This is a genomic window from Enterococcus spodopteracolus (genome assembly GCF_030441955.1).
Classification (GTDB): domain Bacteria; phylum Bacillota; class Bacilli; order Lactobacillales; family Enterococcaceae; genus Enterococcus_B; species Enterococcus_B spodopteracolus.
Genome location: NZ_JARJHD010000020.1, coordinates 1 through 25306, shown reverse-complemented (window position 1 = coordinate 25306; position 25306 = coordinate 1). Strand labels below are relative to the sequence as shown.

The following is a 25306-nucleotide window of genomic DNA, read 5'->3' as shown; positions in this document are numbered from 1 at the left end:
TTTTCGATACCCTCTGTATCTTTTAGCATCATAACAGATGTCGGGGTGCTTAGACAATGGAAAACGAAAAATTTGATTTAGACTATGAGATTGAAAAAGCGATGGAGAAAGCAGAGTCTATTGATGAATATAAGAAAATCATTCGAATAGCTTTGGGGAAATGGCTTAAAAATCTCCAGTCAGGACAAATCAAGTTAGATAAAGTTTCCGATTTAAAGATATTGATTGAAGCTGATCTTATGTTGAAAGATATTGATGATTGAGAGATAATCAATGTAAAAAAGGAGATCAGTAGTTTGAATAATGATAAACTGACTATTACTGAATTTGAAAAAACATTAGAAATTGTTTTTTCAAAAATACCTGAAGAAGAAAATGAACTGAAATTCTTGGTTTCATCTGACATTGGCTTTGAAATTTTGAATTTAAAACTATCTATCAATATTCTATTAGATAGAAAACATTACACGGGAATCTTATCCCTAATAAGAACTATGATGGAAAATCATATATATTTGAAATATATATTGGAGAAGAATTCGAATAAAAGAAGCAGAGCTTATCAGTTAAATGTATATAGAGATGTGAAAAAACAATATGATGCTCAAAAAAAGAATAAAAAGCTACAAAAAATGATTGCTCAAGATCAATGGTTAAAAGAGCAAACAGATTTATATGAACAAGATGAAGCTAAAATAAAACAATATTTAAAAGAACTTGATTCACTTTATGGGCACAAGCTAGTACCTTGGTATAACGATGATGGAAGTACAAAAGGAATATACAAGCTGTTTGAACGTATGGGTAAATCCGATTGGTACGATGGCATATATAGATACTTATGTATGGAAGCCCATGGGAATAATGGATTAAAACATTTTGAAATGTTAGATAATGGTATGACAAAATTAAAACCAACTATATTGAATGAAAAACAAATTAGTAGTATAAGTTGTAAAATTCTGAATGAAACAAGAAAAGAATTAGCAAACTTGATTTCTTAGAAAAACAAAACTCAACCTAATCAGAATGTGAGGTGGTGTATATTGAATGGCAAGAAAGCGTGATCCAAGACGTGATGAAGCTTTCAAATTGTTTGAAGAGTCTAATGGAACAATAACTAACCGAGAAATTTCTGTAAAGTTATCTGTCCCAGAAAAAACTATTTCAGCATGGAAATCACGTGACAAATGGAATGAAGTACTGCAAAAAGATGAATGTAGTACTTCAAATAATCATTGTAGTACTGCAAATAAAGGTGGCGCACCTATCGGTAACCAGAATGCCATGGGGAATAAAGGGAATAGCAGCGCATCACCGCCATCAGGCAATAAGAACGCCTTGAAAACTGGCGAATATGAAACAATATTCTTTGATACGTTAAGCGATGACGAGAAGGACATCTATTCAAGTTTGGATGATGATCCTTCTTGTGTTTTATCTGAAGAAATACGGCTACTGAAGATTCGACAGCTACGAATGATGAAAAGAATCAAAAAAGCCGAAGAAGGGTTAAATGAGGAAGAAGTTGAGCGGCTGCAACAGCTAAGAAAAATAAAAACTCCTATAGAAAAAGATGGTAAAAAGCTAGAAATCAAACGTGAAGCAATGCAAGATATCCAAGTAAGTAGAAAAGTATACCGTAAAATTGATGATATTCTTTCAATTGAAGATTCACTAACTCGGATTAGTAACCAGTTGACAAAATCGATTAAACAACTAAATGAATTATCCCTATTAGGAGGAAAAGTTGTATTAATGGAAGAGCAAAAACGGAAAATAGCCTTTGAAGCGGATATTCTCGAACATAAAGTCTCTAAACTTATTCTTAAACAAGGTGAGCAAAGTAAAGTTCAAGGCCTTATTGATATTGGCCAAGCGATTATTGGTCCAATAGAAGAAGATGAGGAGAGTGAAACAGATGAGTCAGTTGAAACTATCGACTAAACAAAAAGAGAATATTTTTCAACCACTTAAAGGAATTCGGATGGAGATGAACGAGGGAACGATTCGTTCTGGTAAGACGCTGTCAGATGCTCAAAAGATGGCGTTAATATACGCAGGACATCCCGATACGAATCATCTTGTTCTTGCTTATAACCAAGAACAAGCCTACAGAATGTTTATGGATTGTGAAGGGTTCGGACTAGAACATATCTTTGCCAGCTGTGCTGAAATTCGACACGATGAACATGGAGATCATTTATGGATCAATCTACCAGAGGGAGAAAAGCGGATCTATTATAAAGGCGGCGGAAAAGTGAATGCTGTCGGCGCTATCACTGGGATGTCATTTGGAACAGTCACTTTTTTGGAATTCAATCTGCTTAACAAAGCGGTCATAGAGGAGGCTTTTCGTCGGACTAAAGCTTCTAGCTTTCGTTATCATCTCGCTGAACAGAATCCGCCAGCACCAAATCATCCGAACCTAGAAACTCTTAAACCCTTTATAGAAACTGGGTCTTTTAAGTTTCGTCATTGGCGACCACAAGATAATCCTATTTTAACGAAACAAGCTTTGAAAGAATGGAAAGCTGAATGTAAAGTCTCCGAGTATCTTTACAAACGAGATTGGCTAGGTGATCGTGTGATGCCTGAAGGTGTGATCTATTCAATGTTTAACGAAGATACTCATCTGTCGAAGGAAATCATTGGCAAGTCTGTAGAAGCGTTCTTTAGTGCAGACGGCGGACAAAGTGATGCAACTACCTGTTCCTTAAACCTTGTTACGTGGAAAGATGGAGAATATTATCTCTATCGAATGGCTAACTTCTACCATAGTGGTGCCGACACGGGTGTCACGAAAGCGATGAGTGAGTATGCCAAGGAAATTAAGCAGTTTAAAGAATGGTGTTATAAAGAGTGGTCATGGCTGCCTAAACATTCAAAATTCTTTGTCGATCCAGCCTGTAAGTCATTGAGTGAGGAATTACGTGTGTTAGGAATCGTCACAACAAAAGCAGACAACAACTCAAAAGACAAAGTAACCAGCAATGGCACTAAAATTGAAATAGGTATCGAACGTATGCAAAGCGCCTTTTCAAAAGGACGCTTTTTTCTTTACGATCATGATGGCAAGTATGGTCACTATCATTTCATCAAAGAATTAGGAATGTACGTTCGGAATGATTCTGGCTACCCAGTGGATAAAAACAACCATGCATTAGACGAATGTCGTTATGCGATTAATTATTTTACGAAACGCTATGTTCTTTAGCAGGAGGTGATCAGGTGTCATTTTGGCAAGCAATAAAAAGAGTTTTTGGAAAGGGGGCGGTTGCGATAGGAGCGAAAAAAGAGCTACAAAGTATTTTAGATCATCCAAAGATTCAAATGAGTCGTGAAGAATATGATCGTATTCAAAACAGCTTGCTTTATTACCAAGGGTACACGCATTGTAATTCTGATCAGAGAGCAAAGGCGAATATCAATATGGCCCGCAAGGTTGCTACTGAATATGCGAAGGTAATGTTCAATGAACAGGCAGAAATCACGATCGGAAAAGACGATAAATCAAAAAAATATGATGAAGCTAGCGCTTGGATAGAGTCTGTGTTTCAACATAATGACTTCAAGCGTAATCTCAGTAAGTATCTTGAACCAGCAATGGCTCTTGGTGGCTTAGTTGTGCGACCTTATTTCAATGATCAATCAGGACAAGTGGAATTTTCATGGGCGCTCCCGGATGCTTTCTTTCCATTGGAAAGCAGTACAAATAAGATCAGTCAGTGTGCAATGGCATTTAAAACGATCAAAACCCAAGGGAACAAAACGTTCTATTATACCTTGTTAGAATTCCATGAGTGGATCGATGGTGAGTATTGGGTCTCTATGGAACTATACGAAAGTGAAAAATCTAATGTGTTGGGGATGCAAGTATCTTTAAACACATTAAAGCAGTACGAAGAGTTTGAGGTGGCTGTTCATGGTGAAGAAATTGAACGTCCAATCTTCTCTTATTTTAAGACAGCAGGTTTTAACAATATCAATCCATACTCACCACTTGGTGTTGGTGTGTACGATAACTGTAAACGAACACTTGATCGATTAAACAAAGCACTTGATGCGTTCGATCATGAAATTGACGTGGGTAAGAGAAGAGCGGCCTTTCCTGAATCTATGCTAAGTGGAATTTCTGACAAGGGAACAGGCGAAACGAAATTAACCTTTGATAAAGATGATGACTTCTATGTCATTGTTCCTGGTACGGACCCTGATGAATTTAAAATTACTGATTTAACTCATGATATTCGAACAGAACAATACATCGGAGCAATTAATCATCGCTTGCGACTTCTAGAAATGGAAGTGGGGCTGTCGACTGGTACGTTCGTTTTCGATGGTGCCGGGGTACGTACTACGAATAAGACGGCAACTGAGGTAATCAGCGAGAACTCGCAAACGTATCAATCAAGGAACCAACAAACAACCGAATTAGAGGAATTCATTCGGGATGTTGTGCTAGCGCTGTGTGAGCTAGGTCGAGCCACAGAAGTTGATGGGAAACCACTATTTAGTGGTGAATCTCCAAATCGTGAAGAGATAGGTGTGAACTTTGATGATGGCATCTTCTTAGATAAAAAGTCAGAATCTGATTATTATCGTGAACTGAAAAATGATGGGCTGATTCCCGGATGGTTAACTTTAGCCAAAATATTGAAGTTGCCTGAAAGTAAGGCAAAAGATCTTTACCGACAAGCGCAATTAGATGTAGTTGATGAGACTACTGGTAAAATACGAGATTCTGGATACGAAGACTTCGAGGAGTGATTGAATGGCCATTACACCTAACCAGTTAGATATTGAGGCTTCTTACATTCAAGATGCTTATATGGCGATGGAAGATGAGATCATGAGGATGTTTGTTAAGCATTTGAAAATGCCAACTCGAACGCCTTTGAATGAGGACAACGCTTTTCGTTGGAAAATTGAAAAGATGCAGCAATTAAATTTATTGAATCAACAATCGTTGCAGCAATTGGTCAATGAAACAAGTCAGTACTCTTATGATAAGCTACGTAAAATCATCGTGGATATGGGATTTGAAGTCATTTCAGATCTTGACCAAAACTTGTCTAAGCAAACAGGAAAAGAACCACCATCACGAACTGAGATTGACAATGTGATGGAATCGTATCTCAATCAGCAATGGCGAGATCTCGACAATCATGTCAATCAAACGCTGATCGATACTAATTATCCGAATAATCCACTGGCTAAGATGTATCAACAAGTTTTAAACGATACTGTAGCCAAAATCATTGGCGGCACTAAAACGCCACAACAGGCGCTTAAAGAATCGATCTATGCGATGGTGGAAAAAGGGGTGATGACGACCTTTGTCGACAAATCAGGACGTGAATGGAGCCTTGAGCGCTACGTTCGGATGGTTTTGAAAAGCACAACTCATCGAGTTTATCAGGATCTACGACTTAAGCGAGGGTTAGAGCATGGAATTGTCACAGCGCTAATGAGTAGCCATATGGCTGCACGACCACACTGTGCCTATATCCAAGGCGGATGGGTCTTACTTGTCCGTAAAGAAGATGCGCCGGAAGAATTACGTCATATTTCATCGATCTATGATTATGGATACGGTGAGCCTGACGGAACCCAAGGTATTAATTGTCGACATCGATTGTACATCCAAATCTATGATCCGGATCTTGATATTCACATGAAGCAGTATAATCCAAAGCAAGCGATTGACAATGCGGACTTGGTTGCCAAGCAACGCCGCATGGAAGTCGCTATTCGACGTGCTAAGCGGCAATTGAACGCAGCAACGACAATGGACAACAAAGAAGATGTTCTGCACTTCAAACAACTGGTCAGACGACGTCAAGCAGCACTGCGTACTTTTATCAATGAGCATGATCAATTGTTACGTCGGGATTATTCGAGAGAGCAAGTGTATTCATAGAAGGAGAAAGTATGGTGGAGGATTAAAGCAAATTGAGCTTATCTGAAATCTTACTAACATTTTATGAAATTGGTCTTGCTTTGAAGTTTGAGGATTTTGGTTTGTTTAGTCTAGCTTGCTAGGCTTTTATTTTGTCCTGAATATGACATTAAACTGTTTATCTACCGAGTGAGCGGTATAACTCACACTCTAAACTGGTACCAACCAGAATAAAAAGGAACGGAGAATGAATCATGGAATGGATCAAAGAAATTTTATCAAAACACGTCGGAGAGGATGGGAAGTTTGATCTAGACGGAGCGACAAAAGAAATAAAATCAGAATTTCCGAAAAATGCTGTGCCTAAAGCTGATTTTAACGATAAGTCTCAAAAGCTAAAAACTGCAAACGAAGATTTAACCGCCGCAAATGCGCTTGTTGAGCAGTTGAAAGCATCAAACAGTGGAAATGAAGATCTGCAAAAACAAATTGATGACTATAAAAATCAGTTAGAAACCGTAACTGCTGAAAGACTAGCAGATCGTAAGAACGCTGCGATCGAATTAGCTTTAACACAAGCTGGAGCTAAGAACATTACAGCTGTGAAAGCTTTGTTGAAGGCAGATGAATTGGAAATGACTGACGAAGGGGTCAAGGGATTAGATGATAAAGTAGCCTCACTAAAAAAAGATGAAGGCTATTTGTTTCAATCAAGCGATCCTGCACCACAGCCAAAGAAAAAGCAGTTTGTGGCTGCTGGTAATGCAGGCGGTGGCGAACCACCTAAAGAAAAAAGCTGGAAAGATAATCTAGCAGAGAATATTGCAAGAACAAAAAATAATTAGGAGAGTGGTTTAAATGCCAGTAATTTTAGACAGTAAGGATTTAGCGAAAATCGACAAGGAATTTGCAGCTGAGTCGCAAGTATGGGAAGTATTGACCCAAGGAGCAAAAGATATTACCGAAGAAGATTTTGTCGGAGTGAAAGAAGTTCGGGTGAACGAGATGCAAGGTTTTACAGCTGCTGATTATAAGCGGAATAAAGAAAACGAACGCAACAATATCACGGTTGAAAAATCAACTTTGAAATTGGAGCAAGAGCGCTGGATGGGTTACGATATGGACCGCTTAGATCAATCGGAAAATGCAGCATATCAAGTAGGTGCTATTATTGAAGAGCACACTCGATTGGTTACGATCCCTGAAAAAGACCAAACTGCAGTAGCTCGTTTGCTTGAAGCTGGTTTTGATACCTCTGATGAAGTTTATAAAGGGAAAACAGTCAAAGAAGCCATTACTAAAGCAAATATTTTAGATAGCTTTGATGATGCTGAAGCGTACATGACTGACACAGAAGTCATTGGTCAGTTTGTGGCATTTATGTCTAGTGATGCCTACAAAGCATTGAAGAATGCAGATGGCGTTTCTAAAACTTTTACCACCAACACTGTTCAATTTAATGGTATCGATCGTCGTGTCGAGATGCTTGATGGCACGAACATCATCATCCAAAAGGTTGCTAAAAATCGGTTGCAGGTCGATGAAGACAAGCATATTAATTTCATTATGACACCTATCACCGTTGCTAAGCCAATCGAGAAGTACAATACGATTGATTTGGTCCCTGCTGACCAGGATCGTGGCGGTTACCGTGACACCATCAAAGGGTTGGATTATTACGATTGCTTAGTACTTAAGAAAGCACGTCCAGCAATCTATATCTCTTATGATGACCCAAAAGCATGACCCCGGAAGAACCGGGGAAGTCTGGGGTAGAAGGTAAATCATTTGTCATCGATGACATGAAAGTTGATGAGCTTAGAGCTGAGTTAGATCATCTTGGCATTGAGTATCCATCTACTGCCAAGAAATCAGAATTAATTGAGCTGTTAAAAGAGAGTGAATAACCACTCTCTTTTTTCATGGAGGTGAAAAACCATGGAACGAATAAGCCGTAAGCCGTTTAACGAAATTTTTGACGATCAGGAGAGCATCGAGCCATGCGGTTACCTGGCTCTTAAAGAGTACAAGCGACTCGTGGATCGTGACACGGAACTGACCGAGAAGGAGTTCAAGAAGCTTCTGAGAAAAGCCAGTGCATTGTTGGACATCCAAACGAGACGTTTCTATCAACACAATGATCTTGAATTAGATGTTCCGATGCGCCGCAATGCCTTTAAGTTGGCTGTTGCTTACCAGATTGAGTACATGCATGAGGCTGAGGCCACTACAACATTTGGAATGCAAGAGCCTGATAGTTGGTCCATTGGGCGGATGAGCGTTTCTAAAGGTAAAGGTGGTTCGTCATCGACAAACGAAGTATCCCTGCTTTCTGGGGACGCTATGTTGCAATTGTCCGGAACCGGGTTGCTGTATCGTGGGGTGAGTCGATGAGAATGCCACCTAAACGATCTTTCCCTTATACAATGATCTATCGGAAGAAAAACGGAATGGGTCCACGTAGCGAGCCGATTCTTGAAGAGGATCTTGTGATTGAGCATGTCCGCTTTGATGATACAGTCAAATTTGAGCCAAGGGATATTGATGGGAAAATACAAACACCCAATGCATTGATCTCTATGGTAAAGAAATACACTGGACCATTACCGGAGTTTTCAGTTGCAGATCAAATTGAAATCTTTGGCAAACAGTACACGATTGGAAAAGTTGTACCGCTGAATGCTGATTCGCCTGAGCCATTTGGTTATGAAATTGAGGTGGTCTGATGGCTGGCATTAAAATCGAAATTGATTTATCTGGTGTTTATTCAAAATTGAGTGAAGAGAATTTCAACCGTGGCCAGTACAACATGGCCAAACGGATGCTTCAAACGATGAATGAAAACACTGTTCCGGAAGATATGATGCATTTACGTGAGACTGGTTATGTATCCGGTAGTGGTGAACAATTGATTTGGGATACCGTATACGCTGGTCCACAATATTATGGTGGACGAACCCATGAAAAAACCGGGGCTTGGATATCGTTTGTAAACTACACAACACCAGGTACCGGCCCGAAATGGGATGAAGCAGCGAAACCATTGTTTATCAGTGATTGGCTGCAATCCTTCAAGGAAGGAGCGAAACTATAATGGATTTTATTGATCGGCTGCAGGAAGTAGCCAGCAAAATCGATGTGCCAGTGATTATCCAAGCCATCGATCAAGAGGAGTCGATTCGGTTGGTTCCCTTACCGGGAGGGCGCACGGTCAAGTCGTACATGAATGGGGATAAGGTTAAGGAATTGCCTTTTGAATTTCGATTAAAGACAAAAGATTTTTCTGGCGATCGGATCATTTATCAATTGTCAGAGATCTTAGAAAATGTGAAGTCCGTCCCATCAGAAAATGATTCTTATCAATTTATGGCGTTGACGATTGCCAATGAACCCTTTTTAGTTAGCCAGGATAATCAAAAGTTCTTTTATTATCGCTTGGTCGTACAAGCAAAACTATATTTTAGAAATAAAACACAGGAGAGTGAAGAATAATGTTTAATGTGAATAGTAATCGTGGTCATTTTATTGCACCATTTACCACTACATCAGCAACACCATCAGAATCAGCTTGGCTAGAGTTAGGAGCTGGGATTGAAGATATTTCGGATTCTAGTGCAGACTCAACTTCCGAACGATTTTTCTACGATGGCGAGCATTCTAATGCCGTTAATCGAGTAACAGTTGCCTACGATATCTCAGGTGTTTATGCGTCAACGGATCCAGCACAGAAATTAATTGCAGATATGAAGCTGAAGACTGGTGTTGGGCGTAAGGTTTGGCATAGAATTGTTAGCTCTGATGGAACAAAGCAATGGGTCGGGCATGCCACTGTTACAGATATCGTTGCTGGATCAGGTGCTGCGGAAGTTGAAGAAGCATTTGGCTGTACGATTACCTTTAATATGACCCCAGTAGAAGGCACGCCTGGATCTGGTGGTAGTAATTCGGAGGCAGCGTTGAATTCTACGTCAGTTAGCAACAAAGCAAACAAGAAAGAAGAGACTAAGTAAGAGGAGCGATTATCGCTTCTCTTTTTTACATACCAACGAATGGGGGAAACAAACATGGTAAAAATCCAAGTGAAGAAAACACAACTACCAATTGAGATTGGCGAACACACATTTTATATTGATACATCCGAAAAAGGAGCAGAAGCCTTTTGGAAATTAGTTTCAAATTATGCGACAAAGTCTGCAAAGATCACTGAAAAACTGAAAAAAGAGATGATCAAACCGGAAACAGCTGACAGAAAGGCGCATGAAGAATTAGAAAAAGTGATGGATCAGCTTTTAGGAGATGGCGCATTTAACAAGTTGTTTAAGCTTTCGCCTGACTACACATTGATTTCTGAGTACTACATGGAGATTTGTTCTGCGGTAGGAGAAGAGCTTGGCGGACGAAAAAAACAATTCTTCGATAAAATGCAGCGTTACTTAGAAGGATAGAGCAATGAAACTACAGTATCGACTAGAAGACACAGTGGAAATCGAAGGCGTTAGTTATCCGATCGATCTTTCTTTCGATACGGTACTACGTCTTTTTGACCTGTTAAAAGATCCAGTTTTGACGGAATCCGAAAAAATTGTTTTAGGGCTGCGGCTTTTATTGGGCGTCTCTTTTTTATGTGACATTGAAACACAAAATGAGATCTTTTTGTCTGTCTTAGAAGCTTTTGGTATATGGGAACGCCCAAAACCACGCTATGACTGGAAAGGGAACCTCATGAAACCAAAGATGAAAGAAATTGCAGAAGAGGTTTTTTCTTTTGATCACGATGCTGAAAGTATCTTCGCTGCCTTTTATCAAACTTATCGGATTGATTTATTGGAACAGCAGGGAAAGATGCGATGGGAAAAGTTCATTGCATTATTCAATGGATTACCTAGTGATACGCATTTCAAACACATCGTTGATATCCGTCAACGAGATTTGCCTGAAGGTAAGGGGAAAGAAATTCGCAAAGCGAAAAAACAACTGATAGAAGCAAAACAAGCCTATGCACTACCGAAAGAAGGTGAAGAAGATGAGCAGAAGTGATGGCAAGGTAACGATTGACATAATCGTCAATGGCAAACAAGTCACGAAAGAAATTGATACGGTCGAACAAGGTTTCTCCCGACTAGGTAAAAATGCCGATGATGTCATGAAAAAAGTCGGCAATGATATGGGTGCGAATACCGAATCAGGTGCTAAGTCTGCCAATAAAGCGGTGGATTCGGTAGAAAAGACGGTCAATGATTTAGGAAAGACGACCGAATCTGCAACAGCTAAAGCCGGTAAGTCTATCGGTGATAACTTTGATGCAGGATCAAAGGAAGCTAATCAAGCGACTGATAGCGTGGCTAAAGGAGTGGCAGACCTAACCGCCACGACGAGCACTGAACTAGCTAAGTCAGGACGTATCATGGGTGAATCCTTTGATTCTGGCGCCAAAGATGCCAATCAGGCTAATGAAAGTGTCGTTAAATCAGTCACAAGCTTGGTTTCTTCTGTGGAATCTTCTGCACCTAAAATCGGCAAAGAGCTTGGTAGCTCCTTTCAATCTGGTGCCAAAGAGGCGACGAGCGCTTTAGATGGTATTGGGAAATCAAGCAGTAACATGTTAGCCAGTATTGAAGTGACGTCACCCAAGGCAGGTAGAAGCATCGGTGATTCGTTTGAAGCAGGTTCCAAGCAAGCAGCTAGCGCTCTTGGATCAATAGAAAAGTCCTCTGCGCAGATGGTTCCTCCTGTTGAATTATCAGCAACTAAGGCTGGAAAGAGCATTGCGACTAGTTTAGAAGCAGGTTCCAAAGACGGAGCGAAGACTGTCAGTGATGCGGTTGATGCGATGAAAAAGGATCTTATGTCATTAGGTGATGAAGCAGAAAAGTCTGGTGCTAAAATGAGTACCTCCTTTTCTCAACCAGAGCCAAAAGCCAATTTGTTAACAGGCTCTGTGGGCAAACTAAGTGCAGCGATGTTGATCACAAAAGGAGCAACTACAGCACTAACGATGGCTAAAGGTTCATTAGATGGTGCATTTGGTCGTATTGATACTTTGAATAACTTTGAAAATACGATGACCCGATTAACTGGCAGTTCTGAAGAAGCGGCGGCAGGGATGGAAGGCGTTCGAGATGTTGTAGTTGGTACAAACTATATGCTTGATAGTGCGGCTCAGACCGTGCAGCGCTTAGTGATGCAAAATGGTTCATTAGAACAATCGACGAAAAGTTATCAAATCTGGGGTGATGCAGTTGCCATGTATGGTGATGGCGCTGCAGAAACAATGGATAACGTAATGGATGCCATGATCCAGATGCGAGCAACCGGAACGGTTAACATGGCACAAATGGATCGTATGGTTCGCCGTGGAGTAGATCCTTGGAAAATCTATGAAGATGCGACTGGTGTGAGTATGCAAAGTATTCGTGATGCGTTGCGTGATGGCGAAATTAGTGCCAATGAGTTTTTTGATACGGTTGAACAGGCTATGCGTGATGGTGGGAATGAATTCACCTCGGTTTCTGGGATGGCGCAACAAGCTGGTGATACTTGGGCAGGGTCGTTTGCCAATATGGCTACTGCAACAAGCCGAGGAACAGCAAATATTATCGCATCTATGGACGAGGCATTCTCAGAAACACGTTTTGGCTCGATGAAAGAAAATATCCAAGGATTTGGTAAAACATTTGAAGGTGTGCTGAATAATATCGCTGGTGTCATCCCTCCCGTTGTTTCGGCTGTTGATACGCTTGTCGGAGGAATAGTCAGTCTTACACAAGTATCACCATTAGCAAACGCTGCTATTCTTTCTTTAACAGCGGGGATTGTAGGATACATGGTTGTGAAAAAAGCAGATCTTTATACACGAAGCTTCATCACATCAATTAAAACGCTAACTGGAGCTAAGACAGCAGCAGCTACAGTAACAAAGACGCTTACTGTAGCTGAAAATGCTCATTTAAGTGTTGCTGCTAAAGCTAAGGCACTCGAAGCAGGATCTATTGCAGGAGTTAAAGCTCATACATTAGCTATTAAAGCCCAAGCTGCAGCAAAAATGGCATTAAAAGCTGTGATGAATCCCATGGGGGCTATTTTAGCAGGGCTAGCAGCAGGAGCTATATATCTAACAAAAAAATGGAATGAGAACCGAAAAGCAGCCAAAGAATTAGCTAGTGAATTAGATGGATTAAAAGGCGATCTTGATAGCGTAGAAAAGTCAACCCAGTCCAGTGCAAAAGAATTTGAATCACAAGCTAAAGTGATCGAGTCGAATACAGAAAGAAACAAGGATCTAGCAGCCGAATTACAAAGACTCTCAGCAATTGAAGATAAATCAGCTGCGGATAAAAAATTGATGGCTGATACAGTTGATGAACTGAATAATTCAGTGACTGGTCTAAATCTCTCTTACGACGAAGAAACAGGCCTGCTTAATGCAACCACAGAAGAAATAAACAAACGGATTGAAGCTTCTAAAGGAATGGAAGAAGTCAATCGGCTAACCGAACGACAAAAGACGTTGAATCAAGAAGCTGCAGACATTGAATCCTCATTAACTGAAGTAGCCAAAGAACGTATGAGATTGGAGAAAGAAGCCTCAGAATCTGGCGTGGATGGAAAGAAAAAGGTCAAAGAATCGCTGGAAGGACTGTCCCAGAAGGAAGATGAACTTCAAAGTTTACTTGTTGAAAATCAATCTGAACGAAATCAATTGTACACGGAGGAGCAAGAGAAAAGACGAGCAGTCGCAGAGACAGTCTCAGAAGCTAATTCACAGATGATTACTTCATGGAATGTTCTATCTGATGCACAACAAGCTGCCTTGGAATCTATGAATAGCATGTACAAAAAGCTGGTAGAAGAATCAGGGAATGCTTTTCAGCAGATTGAACAACAAGAAGCAATAAGCTTGGATCAAATGAAGGAAAATCTACAAAAAAATGCTGAAGCTATGAGAACGTGGTCGACCAATGTTGCCATTTTGGCGAAGGCCGGTGTAGATGATGGCATTATTATGCAACTTGAAAAGCTAGGCCCGGCGGGTGCGCTTCAAACACAGCAAATGGTGGATGAGATGGGGCTGAATCTCGGTTCATTAGCGGAGTTAGGTGGAGAACATACAAAAAGCCTGCTGGAACAAATGGGTCTTCATATGGAGGACCTACCAAAAATGTCAGCTGAACAATCGGCGTGGTTTGTTGAAAATTTAGATCTTGAATTAGGTAAATTACCAGAAACAGCACAACAGCACATTAGTGATTTAAATGGGACTGCGGATGCAACGATGAAGCAAGCGATGGCGAGCATGGCAAATATTGTTGGTGAAGAAACGGAGACTGTTACTGAAAAGTTTGGATTAATTCCAGAAAAAAGTGAGGCATCTTTACGCAGAGGAACAGAGGGGCAAGACTTTGCACAGTGGGGACGTCAACCTGTCGAAGAAATTGGGGACGGGATGGTAGAAGCAACCCCAAAAGTAGAGGAAGCAGCAAAGGAAGTTGCTCAAACGCCAGAGAGAGTTATGGGGTCTCAGCTAGAACAAACAGACTACGCCGCAATGGGTGCAGCACCACCAACAAAATTTGGGCAAGGAATTTTAGATAATATTACTTCGGTAGAAGAAGCTTCTAAAGAAGTAGCTAATGTTCCGGAACAAACGATTAGAGAAACCGTGGGGATCGATAAATATATTTCTCTGGGGCATCCTGTTGGTGAAGGCACAAGTCAAGGTGTACGTGAAGGAAAACCACAAGTAGAATCTGCAGCAAAAGAGATTGCGAGGGTTCCAGAAAATATTTTAAACAACGAAATGACTGCTAGTAACTACAATAAAAATGGTCAAGATGTTGGTGCCGGATCTGCCAAAGGAATCACGGATAGCCAAGGAGCTGTCCAAAAAGCAGCGAAAGAAATTGCACTAGTACCAGGGAATGAAATTTCCACACACATGAATCAACAAGAATACCAAAAACATGGAGAAAAGGTAGGTAAAGGTACAAGCCAAGGTATCGCTGATACTACCCCTCGGGCAGTTTCTGAAATCAATAAAATGACTGAAGAGATGGTCAAGACATCCAATGAAGGATCTAAAAAAATGCAGGAAGTTTTTGAAAAACTAACTAAGGAGTTAGATAAAACTTTACAAAGTCTTCCTAAGATTGCCACAGCAGCTATGCGTGAATCAAATCAGGCCTATCGTGATGGGATGCGGGGGGCAAATGACATTATCCGTGAGGGTGCACAACAGATGCCTAATCAAATGAATCATCTACCTGATCAGTTTTATCGCATTGGCCAAAACTCTATGATCGGTTTAAACAATGGATTAATTGCCGGGCAAGCTCAAGTTCTTAGCACTGCAGCTTCCATCGCTAATCAGGTGGCACAAACGATGCAACGAGCTTTAGATATCAATTCGCCATCCAAAGTGATGGAGATGGATGTGGGACGTTGGATCCCTGCTGGTATTGGCGAAGGGATTGAGCGATTCAAGCATTTAGCGTTAGATGCCATTGAGGATTTAGGTGCCCAGCTTGTCTTGCCGAATATCCAAGCCGAGTCGGTGGCGATTGCCGGTAATGCTGGGTTTGGATTGTCGTTACCAGCAGTTAAGAGCGAGTCAAAAACCACCACCCAAACGATCCATAATACACCGCATATCGATATTCATTTTGATGAGATTACAATCAATGACAAATTAGATATTGCTGAATTATCGGAATTACTCGCAGAACACACGGCAGATGAAATGAGGAGGAGATTAGAGTGAAAGCTGTACAACCCTATTTTGAATTTAATGTCCATAAGTCGATCGACAAGAATCTCTACCTCCTTAATGAGATGGAGTTGACGATTCCTGAATCAGATTTGCGATTTGATGAGGTCGATGGTCGACAAGGGGCAATCATTTACGACAATGAACGAGAAAAAGATATCATCAAAACATTTCCGATGGAATTAAGGAAAGAAGCAGACAAGTCGCTTTTCCAGCAAGTCAGAGAAATTACGCACTGGCTGAAGGAACCAAAGCGATACAGTCGGCTTCTTTTTTCTGAGGATTCGGAATACTTCTACGAAGGCATCTTTCATTCGCAAGTTCGAATTCTCGATCGCTGGCGTGATCATTTTGACTTAGCGTTGCCTTTTCAGTGCAAGCCAGTAATGTATCGGTTGGATGGTCAAACAGCTGTTTCCGTTTTATCCGGACGTACACTAGACAATCCTGAATCGATTTCATCACTGCCGATAATCCAATTTCGATACAGTGGGACGGCAGATGCGTCCCTGACCATTAATGGTCGGCAGTTTCGAATTCTGAGAGCTGCCGGTGCTGGCATGATTACGATCGATAGTGAGTTAGGGACAGCGTATCGTGATGGCACAGTCAATATATCAAGTGCGATCTTGATGCAAAACGATGGGTACCATGTTCCGAAGCTGCGATCAGGAACTAATACCATTTCATTCACTACACAAATCACACAGGTAACAATTACACCAAGATGGAGGTCGATTGCGATATGAGTGTGCCAATTCTTTACAATGAATCGAATAACGATTACAGCACGCTCGGTCTAGGGTTATTGAACGAAGCAAGCAGCGTGTTGGCTGTACGGCATAGAAATCAATTTCCTTATCTTGCCTTCAACTATCCGATCAATGGTCAACTGTTTTCTCAGTTGAAGAAAGGGAAGAAAGTAGTAGTTGATGTTGGTCCGGGTACTCGATCGAAGCGACAACGATTTGAAATCACTAAGATTACTAAACCTCAACACGGCATTATTTCTATTAAATGTGATCATATTTCACTTTTAACCGAAAAAACAGCACTAAACAAAGGACAGAAGCACACCGCTATTTCGGCGCAAGAAGCATTGAATCAGTGGCGTGCTCTTTTAGTTCCGCAACGTGATTTTAGCGTGTTTACCGATCTGACGACCGTTACTGCCATGGACTTTTCCGAAGTTGGCCACTTTGAAAGTGCTGCGGAAGCATTAGGCGGTAAGGAAGGTTCGATACTTCAAAATTACAACGGTGAATATATTTTCGACAACAACGAAATTCGCTTGATGCGAAACGGCGGAAGAGATACCGGTGTTGTCATAGCTTATGGCAAGAACTTGGTGGATCTCGTGCAAGAAGAATCAATCGAAAGTACCTACACATCAATTCGACCTTATGCTCGAGCAAATGAAGAAGGTGCCAGTGAGTTAGTTCTTCCGGAAGTCATTCTAGATAGTTCTCATGTCGACAAGTTTCCGGAACGTCGGGTACAGACAGTGGATCTAAGCAGCCGAAATCCTCAGACTGTGGCGGAACTTCGTCAGTTTGGACAGTATTACATTTCAAGCAATCAGGTCGGGTTGCCTCGTGTGAATCTGAAAGTAAAGTTTGCGGATCTATATAGCGCAACTGGCGAGGAACAACATAGGCTGCTCGAGCAATTGGAGCTGTATGACACCGTCACCGTGGCTTTTAACAAGCTAGGTGTCAATGTCAATGCGAAGATCAATCAGACGGTTTGGAACGTGCTGTTAGATAAATACGAATCGATTGAGATTGGCGATTCAAGAGCGACATTGGGGTCCAACCAAAAAGAACAGGATCGCGATCGTGAGGAACAGATCAATCGACCACCAGTGATTGGACCCGGAAACATAGCCAACGTTCGACCTGGCACGATTACAAATCTAGTCGCCTATGGCGGTTTTAGTCAAGTACTGCTTCATTGGGATATGCAAGGCCTGACGGTCAGGGAGTACGAGATTTATGGTTCGCAAGAAAAAGGCTTCGTTCCGGGTCCAAGTAATTTACTTGGAAAAACAAACGTCAACGCGTATAGCCACGGAACAGAAACAAAATTGCAATGGTACTACCGAGTAAGGGCGGTCAACCATCATGATGTTGCTGGTCCTTTTAGTGCGGAAGTGTTTGGCCAAACGGCAAATACAAAAGATCTCGATGAACTCGAAGGCATCTTGGACGATTTAAACAACCGGATTCTTCCGGAATTAGATGAACGTCTGACGGAGAACGATCAGCTGCTTTATGATCTGAAGCAAAACATTTTGCCGGATCTTGAAGGGCGTTTAAAAGATCTCGAAGTTGAAATGGATATACTCAACACTGTAAAGTTACCGGGACTTGAGCAGAAATTGATCGATAACGAGCTTGCTTTGAATGAGCTGAACAACGTTTCTTTACCGCTGTTGGATGAGCGTTTGAAATCAGCTGAACAAAATTTCCTTGACGCACAAAAACGAATCGATGATGCAATGGCAGATATTCGAGAGGTTGAGGATCTGCTTTCTGATTGGCAATGGGAGGACACAGTTGAGATTGATGGTGGTAAGATCCGAGCCAATACGATCCAAGCTTTATCTATCGTTGCAGGAAGCATTACGACAACCCAGATTCAAGCTGGAAGCATTGTTGGGAATGATTTGGCCATTAACACCATTACAGCTAGAGAAATCAATGCGCAAACCATTACGGCTAATGAGATTGCGACAAATGCGATTATTACCAGACATATCTCAACAAATGCCGTAACCGCAAACGAGATCGCTGCAAATACCATAGCTGCAGATAATATTTCCACTAATGCCATTATCGCTCGACATATTTCAACTAGCGCAATCACGGCAGAAAAGATCAATACGAACGCAGTAACGGCCATAAAAATTAACGCAGGTGCTGTCACTGCTGAGAAAATTGCGACAAGCGCCGTGACTACAGTCAAGTTGAACGCCGAGGCTGTAACGGCAGCAAAAATAGCTGCCAATACAATCACAGCAGCGCAGATTGCTACGAACACGATCACGGCGAATCAGATTGCGACAGAAACAATCACAGCGAATCGAATTGCAACAAACGGTATCATTGCGCGCAATATTACGGCAGGATCGGTCGTCGCAGACAAATTGGCAACTGGCTCAGTGACAGCAGTCAAAATAGCTGCCGGAGCCGTCACCGCTGATAAGATCGTCGCGCGAGCTGTGACTGCGGATAAATTAGCGACAAATGCCATTCAAGTTGGCTTTAACAACATGGGGAATAGCTTAAGGTTGACGCCTACGACGTTGGCATTTTGGCAAAGCACCTCCGTGCGGTTTATGGAAATGACTGGTCTTCGACTTGAATTTTTCACTGGTCAAAGCACACGTATTGGTGGTTTTGAGCGAAGCAGTATGAGTGGGCGAACTTGTGTTGCGTACTTTGCAAGAAACTCTTATAGCTTAGTGTTGGGACGAATAGTCAACTCCGCAGGAACAAGTGAACAAAGAATACCTGTGATGGAAATTCAAGGAAATAACGCTGCAATCCAGATGCACGCCAACATCAACATGAATAGATGGAGCATTACCAATCAATCCGATATCCGCTTGAAAGAAAATATCCAAGAAACTTCTGTTTCAGGCATAAAAGAAACAAAGCGAATTCGCATGGTTGATTTTGATTGGAAACAAGACTATCGTCCAATTGACAAAGACACTCCGCCACCAACTACTCGTCAGTTTGGAATGATTGCCCAAGAGGTACCTTTCTTACAAGCAAACATTGATGGGGATAATCATTATTTGTCGATTGATATGAATAAACAAGTCAATCTTAATACGAAAACCAATCAAGAGTTGATCGCGATCGTTGAAAGCCAAGAACAGCGTATTCAAAAATTAGAACGAGAAATGGAGAAAATCGCATGAAGATTACCCTAAAGAATTATGAACTAAGTGCTGCTCTTTTATTTATTCAAGAAATGGCGTTGAAAGCTGCAGATAGCCGCCATCGGTCAAAGTTTAAAAGTTCATTGATTGAAGCAATCAAGGGGCTACAGGAATCAGAATTAGAATTATATGAGTTGTATGGGGAAAAAGACTCTGAAGGTCAATTGATCATAAATGAAGAAAAAACTGGCTATGAAATTAAAGCGGAAAATCGCCATCAATTCTATCAAGAAATGAATGTTCTATTAGATGAAGAGGTCGTGATCAAGAGTGGGTTATACGCCAAAAATTTCGAGAAGTTTGGACAAGTACTTGCCAACTATGACGGTGTCATCTCAGGTAAGGAAGCCGATATTTACGACCGCCTAATGGACGAATTTGAAAAGGAGGAAAACCAAGATGTTAAAGACTAACAAAAGTACTAGTGTAAATGGACAGGTCACGATTGATGAAACGATGGTTGTTTATCTATCGGCTTCGATCGATGAAGATAAAGGGGTGTCAATGTCACCATCAATCAGCATCCAAGAGCCTGAGTTATACCAAAAGAATAAAAAGACTTGCCGTGAAGGGATTCAAGAATTTTTGGAAGAACTGTGGGAGTTAGAAGACAAAGCTTGAAGGAGGACGGACGATGGAAAATCTCTACGTAACCAGTGAGATCACGTTAAACAAAACGGCGGAAAAACGTTCTTCTCCTATACCGACCAATACAGAGTTTTTCAGTTATGACCAACGTGTCGCAAAAAAGACGATCAACTTTCAGTTTAAAGGGGAGCCGTTGGACCTTTCAGAGGCCAATGTCATTTTGGGCTTTGATTTCGTGACTGCAGGTCAGTCAGTTATTTTTGAAAGTGCTGATGACTCAATCAAAATTGAGGATCCAACAGCTGGAAAAGTAAATGTGATGTTGCCAAATGACATTTACGCGTACTCTGGCTCAGTGATCATTTATGTTTTTGTGGAGTTTCCTAATGGCCAATCGTTAGACTATCCGGCATTTAGTACGGAATTCCAAGAATCTTGGCTTGATCAAGATCTTGAAGAAATGGCGCAATTTTATGTGAAGCGGTTCGAGGATTTGCGGAACTTGGTTCTGGAACAAGCCTCAGGAATTGATCACGATTTGACCGAGTTTGAGAACCGAATCGATCAAATTGAATCTGACTTAGCAGTATTCGATATCGAAGCGTTGGTAAAAGAAATCGAAGGAGAGATAAGAACAGCTGTCGAAGATCGCTTAAGTGATATCGAACAGCGTCTTGAAGCTGCTGATTTTGTAACTGAGGAAAGTGTGGATCAAGTACTGGAACAGTTCATGTTTGGCAAACCTCTAATTCGAGAACAGTTGCTTGATTTTACCGGGAAAATTCGAGGAAGTTTTGTTGAAAATGTTCACAGAGCCTCGGGAAATCTTACTACAGCAATGCCAAATTTTGCCGGTGCGGGAACAGAAATAACTCAAGGACAGTATAATGGGATTTCACTAGATGACGAATCAATATCCGCCATAAGTAGTACTACATCTAACGGGCGTATGTTTGTTTTGTTTGCGTGGGATATATTGGGGGATATGAAGAGACGATTTCCAGAATTATTTTCCTATTTCTCACCACAAACAAGAGAAGAAGAACTGCAGATCGTTCGACGAGTGGTCAAGAATATACAATTTACTGCCTACGCTTTTATCAGTGCGACCACGTCTTACCCAATTATCGGCTATCGAAGACCGCCGGCGAATATGGGAACAGCGTGGGAAGAGATGACTAGTCACGATGCAACTACGCCAGAACCTCTCTCTTTCCCAGTTGAACTTGTTACTGGACGAGGAAATGAAACAACGAATGCAAGTTTAGGAAAAGCAGTTGTTTATTTAAGAGGACCGGATCGACAAACGACTGGTCAGAACACAATTCGAGTACGCTATGTAAAATTGGAGTACACGGTTGAATTTCGTTTGTCAGATCTCTATGTCTCTAAAACGATCGATCAGATGGCGAACCCAACTATTGATATGTTTAATCACTTAGCCCAACGCGTCAATGAATTAGAAAAGAAAGGATGACAAAAATGGAAGGACATAAAACAATCTATGACACAAGGGATTTACAAGATCTTCGGCCACTATATACGCCAGAAGATCGCACCGTATTCCATCCCTACACGGAAGTAGCACCACCGACTGATCCACATGTGGTAGTTATTGGTTTTGATTTTAATCGACAACGTTGGAATGTGGTGAGTGCAGCAATGCCAGAAGAGGTTGAGGAGTTACAAGAAACGACGGATTCCTTAGGGCGATCGGTGGTACAGCTGACGTTACAAAATCTACAACTGTCACAACAAGTAAGAGAACTGACTCAAGGAGGGCAAGAACATGCTTAATTTTGAGACAATTCAAGATTGGTACAATCGTGGCTGGATGACAGATGATGATGTTCATCAGTTTCTGGCACTAGGTGCGATCACAGAGGAACAGTCAAAGATAATTTTAGAGAATGAGGATTAGGTAGGTGACTTATGGAGGCATTAACCGTAGCTGAGTGGATCGCAATTGTTTCACTGGCATTTACATTGATTTTTGGTATTGCAAAATTTTATGCGATGTTCACGAAAATGGATCATACACTAAGTGAATTGAATGAGACCATAAAGGAACTAAAAAAAAATCAGACAGAATCTAGCAATCGGCTCTCAATTATCGAGGAACAAATAAGATCTATTTTTAAGCAAATTGGAAAGGGGAGAAAATAACATGACAGAAATCTTAGCTGCTGCAAGTATTATTACGCCACTAGTCGTTGGTGTCACAGGATTAATCAAAACACAAATGAAGGAGTACAAACTCTTACCCGTGATCAATGTGATTGCGGGTATTTTGTTAGGGGTGCTTTATGCAATGACCTTAGCACCACAAGATTTAGCAATCTACGCATGGGCGGGGGCTGTATCAGGGTTAGCCGCTGGTGGATTATTTGATTTAGGAAACAGCATGGTTAAACCAGACGTTGATCCACCGGATTATGGTGATGGTCAAGAAGGTACAGAAAACTTAATTTATAAAGAACAGGATCAGTCGAAAGGCTGATCTTTTTCTATTAAATATTTAGGAGGTAAATCCGATGAGAAACAAAGGAAAATTTTTAGAAGACTACAACAAAGTAGTCAAACCAGAGTTTCAAAATGACGAGAACACGATCGAGGATGCCGCACACACTCTTAACAATATCGAAGGAACGACCGTGACCGTGGCAGCTGAATTTACAGAAACTGGCAAAATGGAAGCATTTGATTTTGAGCAGAAGCAACGACCCAAAACAGATGATCCGGATCAACAGATGCTGGACTGGTATTACGTAGGAAGAGGTGAAGTAAAATGACGATCAGATCAAACGGTGCTGGACACGGAGGAAGAAAAAATGGCTCAAACTGGATGGATCCAGGTGCAGTAGGAAACGGGAGACGTGAAGCAGATGTTGTACGAACAATCACCCAAAAGATGCAAGCAATTGCCAGTGTACGCGATTCTACAGATAACGTTGGCGCAACTGTTAACCAAAACTTGCAGAACCAAGTCACGGTTATGAATGCGGCGGGATCAGGCGTAGCAATCACGAGTCACTTGAATGCCTTTAATGGTCAGGCAACTGGTGTTGAGGTTTTCTATTGGGCTGGTAACGAGCAGATGCGTATTTTAGCGGCAGCTGTATCAAAAGTGATTGCGGATACGTTGGGAATTCCGAATCGTGGAGCAAAGCCTACCACAACGTTCTTCGTACACCGTAACACTAATCCGGGCGTCAATGTATTATTGATCGAATGGTGTTTTATCGATAATGCAAATGACATGCGACGATTAGATCAGAACATGGATCAAGCAATCCGTGCGGTGATGAATGTGCTTGGCTACAATACTAGTGGTACAGCAAGTTCGAAGCCTAAAACCCATAACGATTATGTAACTGAAAGTCCAATACAACACGGTGGCGGACAACAGGCAAAACTTGAATTAATGAAAGAAGTTAAGAAAGGAATTTTGACCGCTAGAGGTTGGCAAGGACCGGGTAACCATCGATTTGCATATGTCTTCTTAATGGACCGAAACACAGGTAAAGAGCTTGCACGTGTATCTGTACCAGGAATTGTCCGGAATGACGTGAACAAGCACTTGGGAGTTCCTAACGGTTTACGGTATGGCATGCAAGGTGATTTTGACATGAGCAAATTTGTTGGGAAAAATGTTTATATCATGTTTAGACGTACGAATGATTCAGCAGGAAATACAACTGGTGGACATCAGGACTTCCATTTTAGAGACTTAGCTTTGACTATTCCAAAGCGATAAAAAATAGCCCCTCGTTGAGGGGCGAAATACATAAAGCACATGACTTGAACAATAAATAAAATCATAGTAATCTAAAGTTATCCTCAATACTAAGAAATTCGTTTTTTAATACCCGCCCACTCTCCGGAGTGGGTCTTTTTGTTTAGCTAGAAGTGATCAAATCTTAAGAATCCTCAAACTGAAGTTAAGCGTTTGCAATAATTTAAATTCAGGATTAAACTACCTGTAGGCGCCACTATTAAAGAGAGTATCGACAACTAAAAACTTCTGGGGGAAGTGTATAGCATGCATATCGATACTCTCTTTAATAATTATATCATACGTATTTTAGACAACGAAGGAATTATACAATCCTAACCACAGTTTTTTTATTGCCTACTCTTCGGAGTAGGTCTTTTTTTTATAATATAGTTAGTTTTACAGAATATATAATGTCAATTTGACTATACGTATTTTTGTATTAGCTTTTTCACTCACATTTGTCAATGAAATTTAATCACTCATTTAAAGAAAAAATAGTAGGTAAATGATAGGAAGTGAAAAAATTAGATTTAATAGGAGTAAAAATATTGAATCTGATCTTAAATTATTTTGTTTAATATTTATTAAGAGCATAATAACTGGAATCGTGATTGTAAGAACAATTAGTGCTAAATATATTTGATTGGCTGAAAAAAATAAAAGATTAGCAGCAGATACTGATAAGATATGATAAAAATTATAGACATATATTGGTATCGATGGTTCTAATATTCCTACATCAAAAACTAGAAAATCAGCTAGATTGAAAAAAGAAAACAGTGTACCTAATCCACCGATAAAAAATAAGATGATCGGTGTAGGCGAAGCATTTAATCGATTAGCGTTCAATACAATAACCTCCTCATTTATCTTTGTAAAAGTTTAGAGCTATTAAATCATTTCGTATAGAATAAAAAACTGAATTTAGGAAGACTGTTTAAAACCAAAAAAATTTCATAAAAAGTTCAAGTAGTGTAAAAATATGGATTTTTTTAACTTTACAGCGTACTAAATATAAATAATCTTAATCAGTTAAACATATCTATGGATGATTAAAAAACGCTGTGACAATACTGTAAGCGCTTCTTATTAATGACTTAAGCAAATAGACATAGTTAATTTCATTCTTTTTTATACACTCTAAGTGTACCAAAAAAATGATAGGAGTGGTCAATATGAAGAAATTTTTATTAGCGTGTCTAGGAATTTTAGCAACAGTTAGTTTTGCAGCGTGTGGTCCTAAAGTCTCAGAAAAGCCAAAGAGCCATTCGCCAAAGCAATCACAACAGATCCCCAGAAAAAAACAAAGTAGTGACACAAATG

The 25306-nt window shown here is 40.7% G+C and carries 29 protein-coding genes; 28 read left to right on the top strand and 1 reads right to left on the bottom strand.

Annotated elements, in window-relative coordinates; translation table 11 throughout:
• The first annotated feature begins 56 nt into the window (after positions 1-56).
• The 28 genes from P3R27_RS13430 to P3R27_RS13295 all read left to right on the top strand — a co-directional run bounded on the left by P3R27_RS13430 (position 57) and on the right by P3R27_RS13295 (position 23962).
• Positions 57-263, top strand: a complete 207-nt coding sequence (locus P3R27_RS13430; protein WP_071866032.1) for a hypothetical protein — start codon at positions 57-59, stop codon at positions 261-263.
• 33 nt (positions 264-296) lie between these two features.
• Positions 297-1004: a DUF5677 domain-containing protein gene (locus tag P3R27_RS13425; RefSeq protein WP_192923783.1), complete on the top strand. Its 708-nt coding sequence runs from the start codon at positions 297-299 to the stop codon at positions 1002-1004.
• 46 nt (positions 1005-1050) lie between these two features.
• The gene (gene terS / locus P3R27_RS13420) at positions 1051-1947 is read left to right on the top strand and encodes a phage terminase small subunit (protein ID WP_071866034.1); all 897 of its coding nucleotides are present in this window, start codon (positions 1051-1053) and stop codon (positions 1945-1947) included.
• Positions 1922-3217 carry a PBSX family phage terminase large subunit gene (locus P3R27_RS13415; protein ID WP_301357345.1) on the top strand — a complete coding sequence of 432 codons (1296 nt, stop codon included), beginning with the start codon at positions 1922-1924 and terminating at the stop codon, positions 3215-3217. The genes terS and P3R27_RS13415 overlap by 26 nt, the downstream gene beginning before the upstream one ends.
• A gap of 14 nt (positions 3218-3231) precedes the next feature.
• Complete coding sequence (locus P3R27_RS13410; protein ID WP_301357346.1) at positions 3232-4770, top strand: phage portal protein; 1539 nt, start codon at positions 3232-3234, stop codon at positions 4768-4770.
• Between the two features lie 4 nt (positions 4771-4774).
• Positions 4775-5923, top strand: a complete 1149-nt coding sequence (locus tag P3R27_RS13405) for a phage minor capsid protein (protein WP_301357347.1) — start codon at positions 4775-4777, stop codon at positions 5921-5923.
• A gap of 233 nt (positions 5924-6156) precedes the next feature.
• On the top strand, positions 6157-6747 hold the full coding sequence (locus P3R27_RS13400) for a phage scaffolding protein (protein ID WP_301357348.1): 591 nt from the start codon (positions 6157-6159) through the stop codon (positions 6745-6747).
• A 13-nt stretch (positions 6748-6760) separates the two neighbouring features.
• Positions 6761-7648 (top strand): capsid protein, encoded by an 888-nt coding sequence (locus tag P3R27_RS13395; RefSeq protein ID WP_301357349.1) that lies wholly within the window; start codon positions 6761-6763, stop codon positions 7646-7648.
• Positions 7645-7809, top strand: a complete 165-nt coding sequence (locus P3R27_RS13390) for a HeH/LEM domain-containing protein (protein WP_301357350.1) — start codon at positions 7645-7647, stop codon at positions 7807-7809. The genes P3R27_RS13395 and P3R27_RS13390 overlap by 4 nt, the downstream gene beginning before the upstream one ends.
• Positions 7810-7840: 31 nt before the next feature.
• Positions 7841-8296, top strand: coding sequence for a head-tail connector protein (locus P3R27_RS13385; protein ID WP_301357351.1), 456 nt, complete (start codon positions 7841-7843; stop codon positions 8294-8296).
• The gene (locus tag P3R27_RS13380) at positions 8293-8628 is read left to right on the top strand and encodes a putative minor capsid protein (protein ID WP_301399092.1); all 336 of its coding nucleotides are present in this window, start codon (positions 8293-8295) and stop codon (positions 8626-8628) included. Before P3R27_RS13385 ends, P3R27_RS13380 begins: the two co-directional genes overlap by 4 nt.
• Entirely contained in the window at positions 8628-8996 is a 369-nt protein-coding gene (locus tag P3R27_RS13375; RefSeq protein WP_301357353.1) for a minor capsid protein, read from the top strand. Before P3R27_RS13380 ends, P3R27_RS13375 begins: the two co-directional genes overlap by 1 nt.
• On the top strand, positions 8996-9394 hold the full coding sequence (locus P3R27_RS13370) for a minor capsid protein (protein WP_206854802.1): 399 nt from the start codon (positions 8996-8998) through the stop codon (positions 9392-9394). Before P3R27_RS13375 ends, P3R27_RS13370 begins: the two co-directional genes overlap by 1 nt.
• The gene (locus P3R27_RS13365; RefSeq protein ID WP_206854799.1) at positions 9394-9912 is read left to right on the top strand and encodes a phage tail tube protein; all 519 of its coding nucleotides are present in this window, start codon (positions 9394-9396) and stop codon (positions 9910-9912) included. Before P3R27_RS13370 ends, P3R27_RS13365 begins: the two co-directional genes overlap by 1 nt.
• A 54-nt stretch (positions 9913-9966) precedes the next feature.
• On the top strand, positions 9967-10347 hold the full coding sequence (locus tag P3R27_RS13360; RefSeq protein WP_301359731.1) for a hypothetical protein: 381 nt from the start codon (positions 9967-9969) through the stop codon (positions 10345-10347).
• A 4-nt stretch (positions 10348-10351) separates the two neighbouring features.
• Entirely contained in the window at positions 10352-10939 is a 588-nt protein-coding gene (locus P3R27_RS13355; protein ID WP_206854794.1) for a Gp15 family bacteriophage protein, read from the top strand.
• Entirely contained in the window at positions 10926-15659 is a 4734-nt protein-coding gene (locus tag P3R27_RS13350; protein ID WP_301357434.1) for a tape measure protein, read from the top strand. Before P3R27_RS13355 ends, P3R27_RS13350 begins: the two co-directional genes overlap by 14 nt.
• Positions 15656-16414 (top strand): phage tail protein, encoded by a 759-nt coding sequence (locus tag P3R27_RS13345; RefSeq protein ID WP_301399089.1) that lies wholly within the window; start codon positions 15656-15658, stop codon positions 16412-16414. Before P3R27_RS13350 ends, P3R27_RS13345 begins: the two co-directional genes overlap by 4 nt.
• Positions 16411-19596, top strand: a complete 3186-nt coding sequence (locus tag P3R27_RS13340; protein ID WP_301357371.1) for a phage tail spike protein — start codon at positions 16411-16413, stop codon at positions 19594-19596. The genes P3R27_RS13345 and P3R27_RS13340 overlap by 4 nt, the downstream gene beginning before the upstream one ends.
• A complete protein-coding gene (locus P3R27_RS13335) occupies positions 19593-20030 on the top strand; it encodes a DUF1617 family protein (protein WP_301357372.1) in 438 nt (145 codons plus the stop codon). Before P3R27_RS13340 ends, P3R27_RS13335 begins: the two co-directional genes overlap by 4 nt.
• A complete protein-coding gene (locus tag P3R27_RS13330) occupies positions 20017-20238 on the top strand; it encodes a hypothetical protein (protein ID WP_301357373.1) in 222 nt (73 codons plus the stop codon). Before P3R27_RS13335 ends, P3R27_RS13330 begins: the two co-directional genes overlap by 14 nt.
• 13 nt (positions 20239-20251) lie before the next feature.
• Positions 20252-21682, top strand: a complete 1431-nt coding sequence (locus tag P3R27_RS13325) for a BppU family phage baseplate upper protein (protein ID WP_301357374.1) — start codon at positions 20252-20254, stop codon at positions 21680-21682.
• A 5-nt stretch (positions 21683-21687) separates the two neighbouring features.
• Positions 21688-22002, top strand: coding sequence for a hypothetical protein (locus P3R27_RS13320; RefSeq protein WP_301357375.1), 315 nt, complete (start codon positions 21688-21690; stop codon positions 22000-22002).
• Complete coding sequence (locus P3R27_RS13315) at positions 21995-22126, top strand: XkdX family protein (RefSeq protein WP_301357376.1); 132 nt, start codon at positions 21995-21997, stop codon at positions 22124-22126. Before P3R27_RS13320 ends, P3R27_RS13315 begins: the two co-directional genes overlap by 8 nt.
• 11 nt (positions 22127-22137) lie before the next feature.
• On the top strand, positions 22138-22371 hold the full coding sequence (locus P3R27_RS13310; protein WP_206859246.1) for a hypothetical protein: 234 nt from the start codon (positions 22138-22140) through the stop codon (positions 22369-22371).
• Between the two features lies 1 nt (position 22372).
• Positions 22373-22705 carry a holin gene (locus tag P3R27_RS13305; RefSeq protein ID WP_301357377.1) on the top strand — a complete coding sequence of 111 codons (333 nt, stop codon included), beginning with the start codon at positions 22373-22375 and terminating at the stop codon, positions 22703-22705.
• A 34-nt stretch (positions 22706-22739) separates the two neighbouring features.
• Positions 22740-22997 carry a hypothetical protein gene (locus tag P3R27_RS13300; RefSeq protein ID WP_301357378.1) on the top strand — a complete coding sequence of 86 codons (258 nt, stop codon included), beginning with the start codon at positions 22740-22742 and terminating at the stop codon, positions 22995-22997.
• Positions 22994-23962 carry an N-acetylmuramoyl-L-alanine amidase gene (locus P3R27_RS13295; protein WP_206859242.1) on the top strand — a complete coding sequence of 323 codons (969 nt, stop codon included), beginning with the start codon at positions 22994-22996 and terminating at the stop codon, positions 23960-23962. Before P3R27_RS13300 ends, P3R27_RS13295 begins: the two co-directional genes overlap by 4 nt.
• Before the next feature lie 504 nt (positions 23963-24466).
• Here the strand turns inward: P3R27_RS13295 and P3R27_RS13290 are convergent.
• Positions 24467-24832 (bottom strand): hypothetical protein, encoded by a 366-nt coding sequence (locus tag P3R27_RS13290; RefSeq protein WP_137072985.1) that lies wholly within the window; start codon positions 24830-24832, stop codon positions 24467-24469.
• Positions 24833-25306 lie beyond the last annotated feature (474 nt).

Excerpts from the sequence above, each read along its gene's own strand:
- P3R27_RS13430 (WP_071866032.1), top strand. The coding sequence starts at position 57 with ATGGAAAACGAAAAATTTGATTTAGACTATGAGATTGAAAAAGCGATG.
- terS (WP_071866034.1), top strand. The coding sequence starts at position 1,051 with ATGGCAAGAAAGCGTGATCCAAGACGTGATGAAGCTTTCAAATTGTTT.
- P3R27_RS13415 (WP_301357345.1), top strand. The coding sequence starts at position 1,922 with ATGAGTCAGTTGAAACTATCGACTAAACAAAAAGAGAATATTTTTCAA.
- P3R27_RS13405 (WP_301357347.1), top strand. The coding sequence starts at position 4,775 with ATGGCCATTACACCTAACCAGTTAGATATTGAGGCTTCTTACATTCAA.
- P3R27_RS13400 (WP_301357348.1), top strand. The coding sequence starts at position 6,157 with ATGGAATGGATCAAAGAAATTTTATCAAAACACGTCGGAGAGGATGGG.
- P3R27_RS13395 (WP_301357349.1), top strand. The coding sequence starts at position 6,761 with ATGCCAGTAATTTTAGACAGTAAGGATTTAGCGAAAATCGACAAGGAA.
- P3R27_RS13390 (WP_301357350.1), top strand. The coding sequence starts at position 7,645 with ATGACCCCGGAAGAACCGGGGAAGTCTGGGGTAGAAGGTAAATCATTT.
- P3R27_RS13385 (WP_301357351.1), top strand. The coding sequence starts at position 7,841 with ATGGAACGAATAAGCCGTAAGCCGTTTAACGAAATTTTTGACGATCAG.
- P3R27_RS13380 (WP_301399092.1), top strand. The coding sequence starts at position 8,293 with ATGAGAATGCCACCTAAACGATCTTTCCCTTATACAATGATCTATCGG.
- P3R27_RS13375 (WP_301357353.1), top strand. The coding sequence starts at position 8,628 with ATGGCTGGCATTAAAATCGAAATTGATTTATCTGGTGTTTATTCAAAA.
- P3R27_RS13370 (WP_206854802.1), top strand. The coding sequence starts at position 8,996 with ATGGATTTTATTGATCGGCTGCAGGAAGTAGCCAGCAAAATCGATGTG.
- P3R27_RS13365 (WP_206854799.1), top strand. The coding sequence starts at position 9,394 with ATGTTTAATGTGAATAGTAATCGTGGTCATTTTATTGCACCATTTACC.
- P3R27_RS13360 (WP_301359731.1), top strand. The coding sequence starts at position 9,967 with ATGGTAAAAATCCAAGTGAAGAAAACACAACTACCAATTGAGATTGGC.
- P3R27_RS13355 (WP_206854794.1), top strand. The coding sequence starts at position 10,352 with ATGAAACTACAGTATCGACTAGAAGACACAGTGGAAATCGAAGGCGTT.
- P3R27_RS13350 (WP_301357434.1), top strand. The coding sequence starts at position 10,926 with ATGAGCAGAAGTGATGGCAAGGTAACGATTGACATAATCGTCAATGGC.
- P3R27_RS13340 (WP_301357371.1), top strand. The coding sequence starts at position 16,411 with ATGAGTGTGCCAATTCTTTACAATGAATCGAATAACGATTACAGCACG.
- P3R27_RS13335 (WP_301357372.1), top strand. The coding sequence starts at position 19,593 with ATGAAGATTACCCTAAAGAATTATGAACTAAGTGCTGCTCTTTTATTT.
- P3R27_RS13330 (WP_301357373.1), top strand. The coding sequence starts at position 20,017 with ATGTTAAAGACTAACAAAAGTACTAGTGTAAATGGACAGGTCACGATT.
- P3R27_RS13325 (WP_301357374.1), top strand. The coding sequence starts at position 20,252 with ATGGAAAATCTCTACGTAACCAGTGAGATCACGTTAAACAAAACGGCG.
- P3R27_RS13320 (WP_301357375.1), top strand. The coding sequence starts at position 21,688 with ATGGAAGGACATAAAACAATCTATGACACAAGGGATTTACAAGATCTT.
- P3R27_RS13315 (WP_301357376.1), top strand. The coding sequence starts at position 21,995 with ATGCTTAATTTTGAGACAATTCAAGATTGGTACAATCGTGGCTGGATG.
- P3R27_RS13310 (WP_206859246.1), top strand. The coding sequence starts at position 22,138 with ATGGAGGCATTAACCGTAGCTGAGTGGATCGCAATTGTTTCACTGGCA.
- P3R27_RS13305 (WP_301357377.1), top strand. The coding sequence starts at position 22,373 with ATGACAGAAATCTTAGCTGCTGCAAGTATTATTACGCCACTAGTCGTT.
- P3R27_RS13300 (WP_301357378.1), top strand. The coding sequence starts at position 22,740 with ATGAGAAACAAAGGAAAATTTTTAGAAGACTACAACAAAGTAGTCAAA.
- P3R27_RS13295 (WP_206859242.1), top strand. The coding sequence starts at position 22,994 with ATGACGATCAGATCAAACGGTGCTGGACACGGAGGAAGAAAAAATGGC.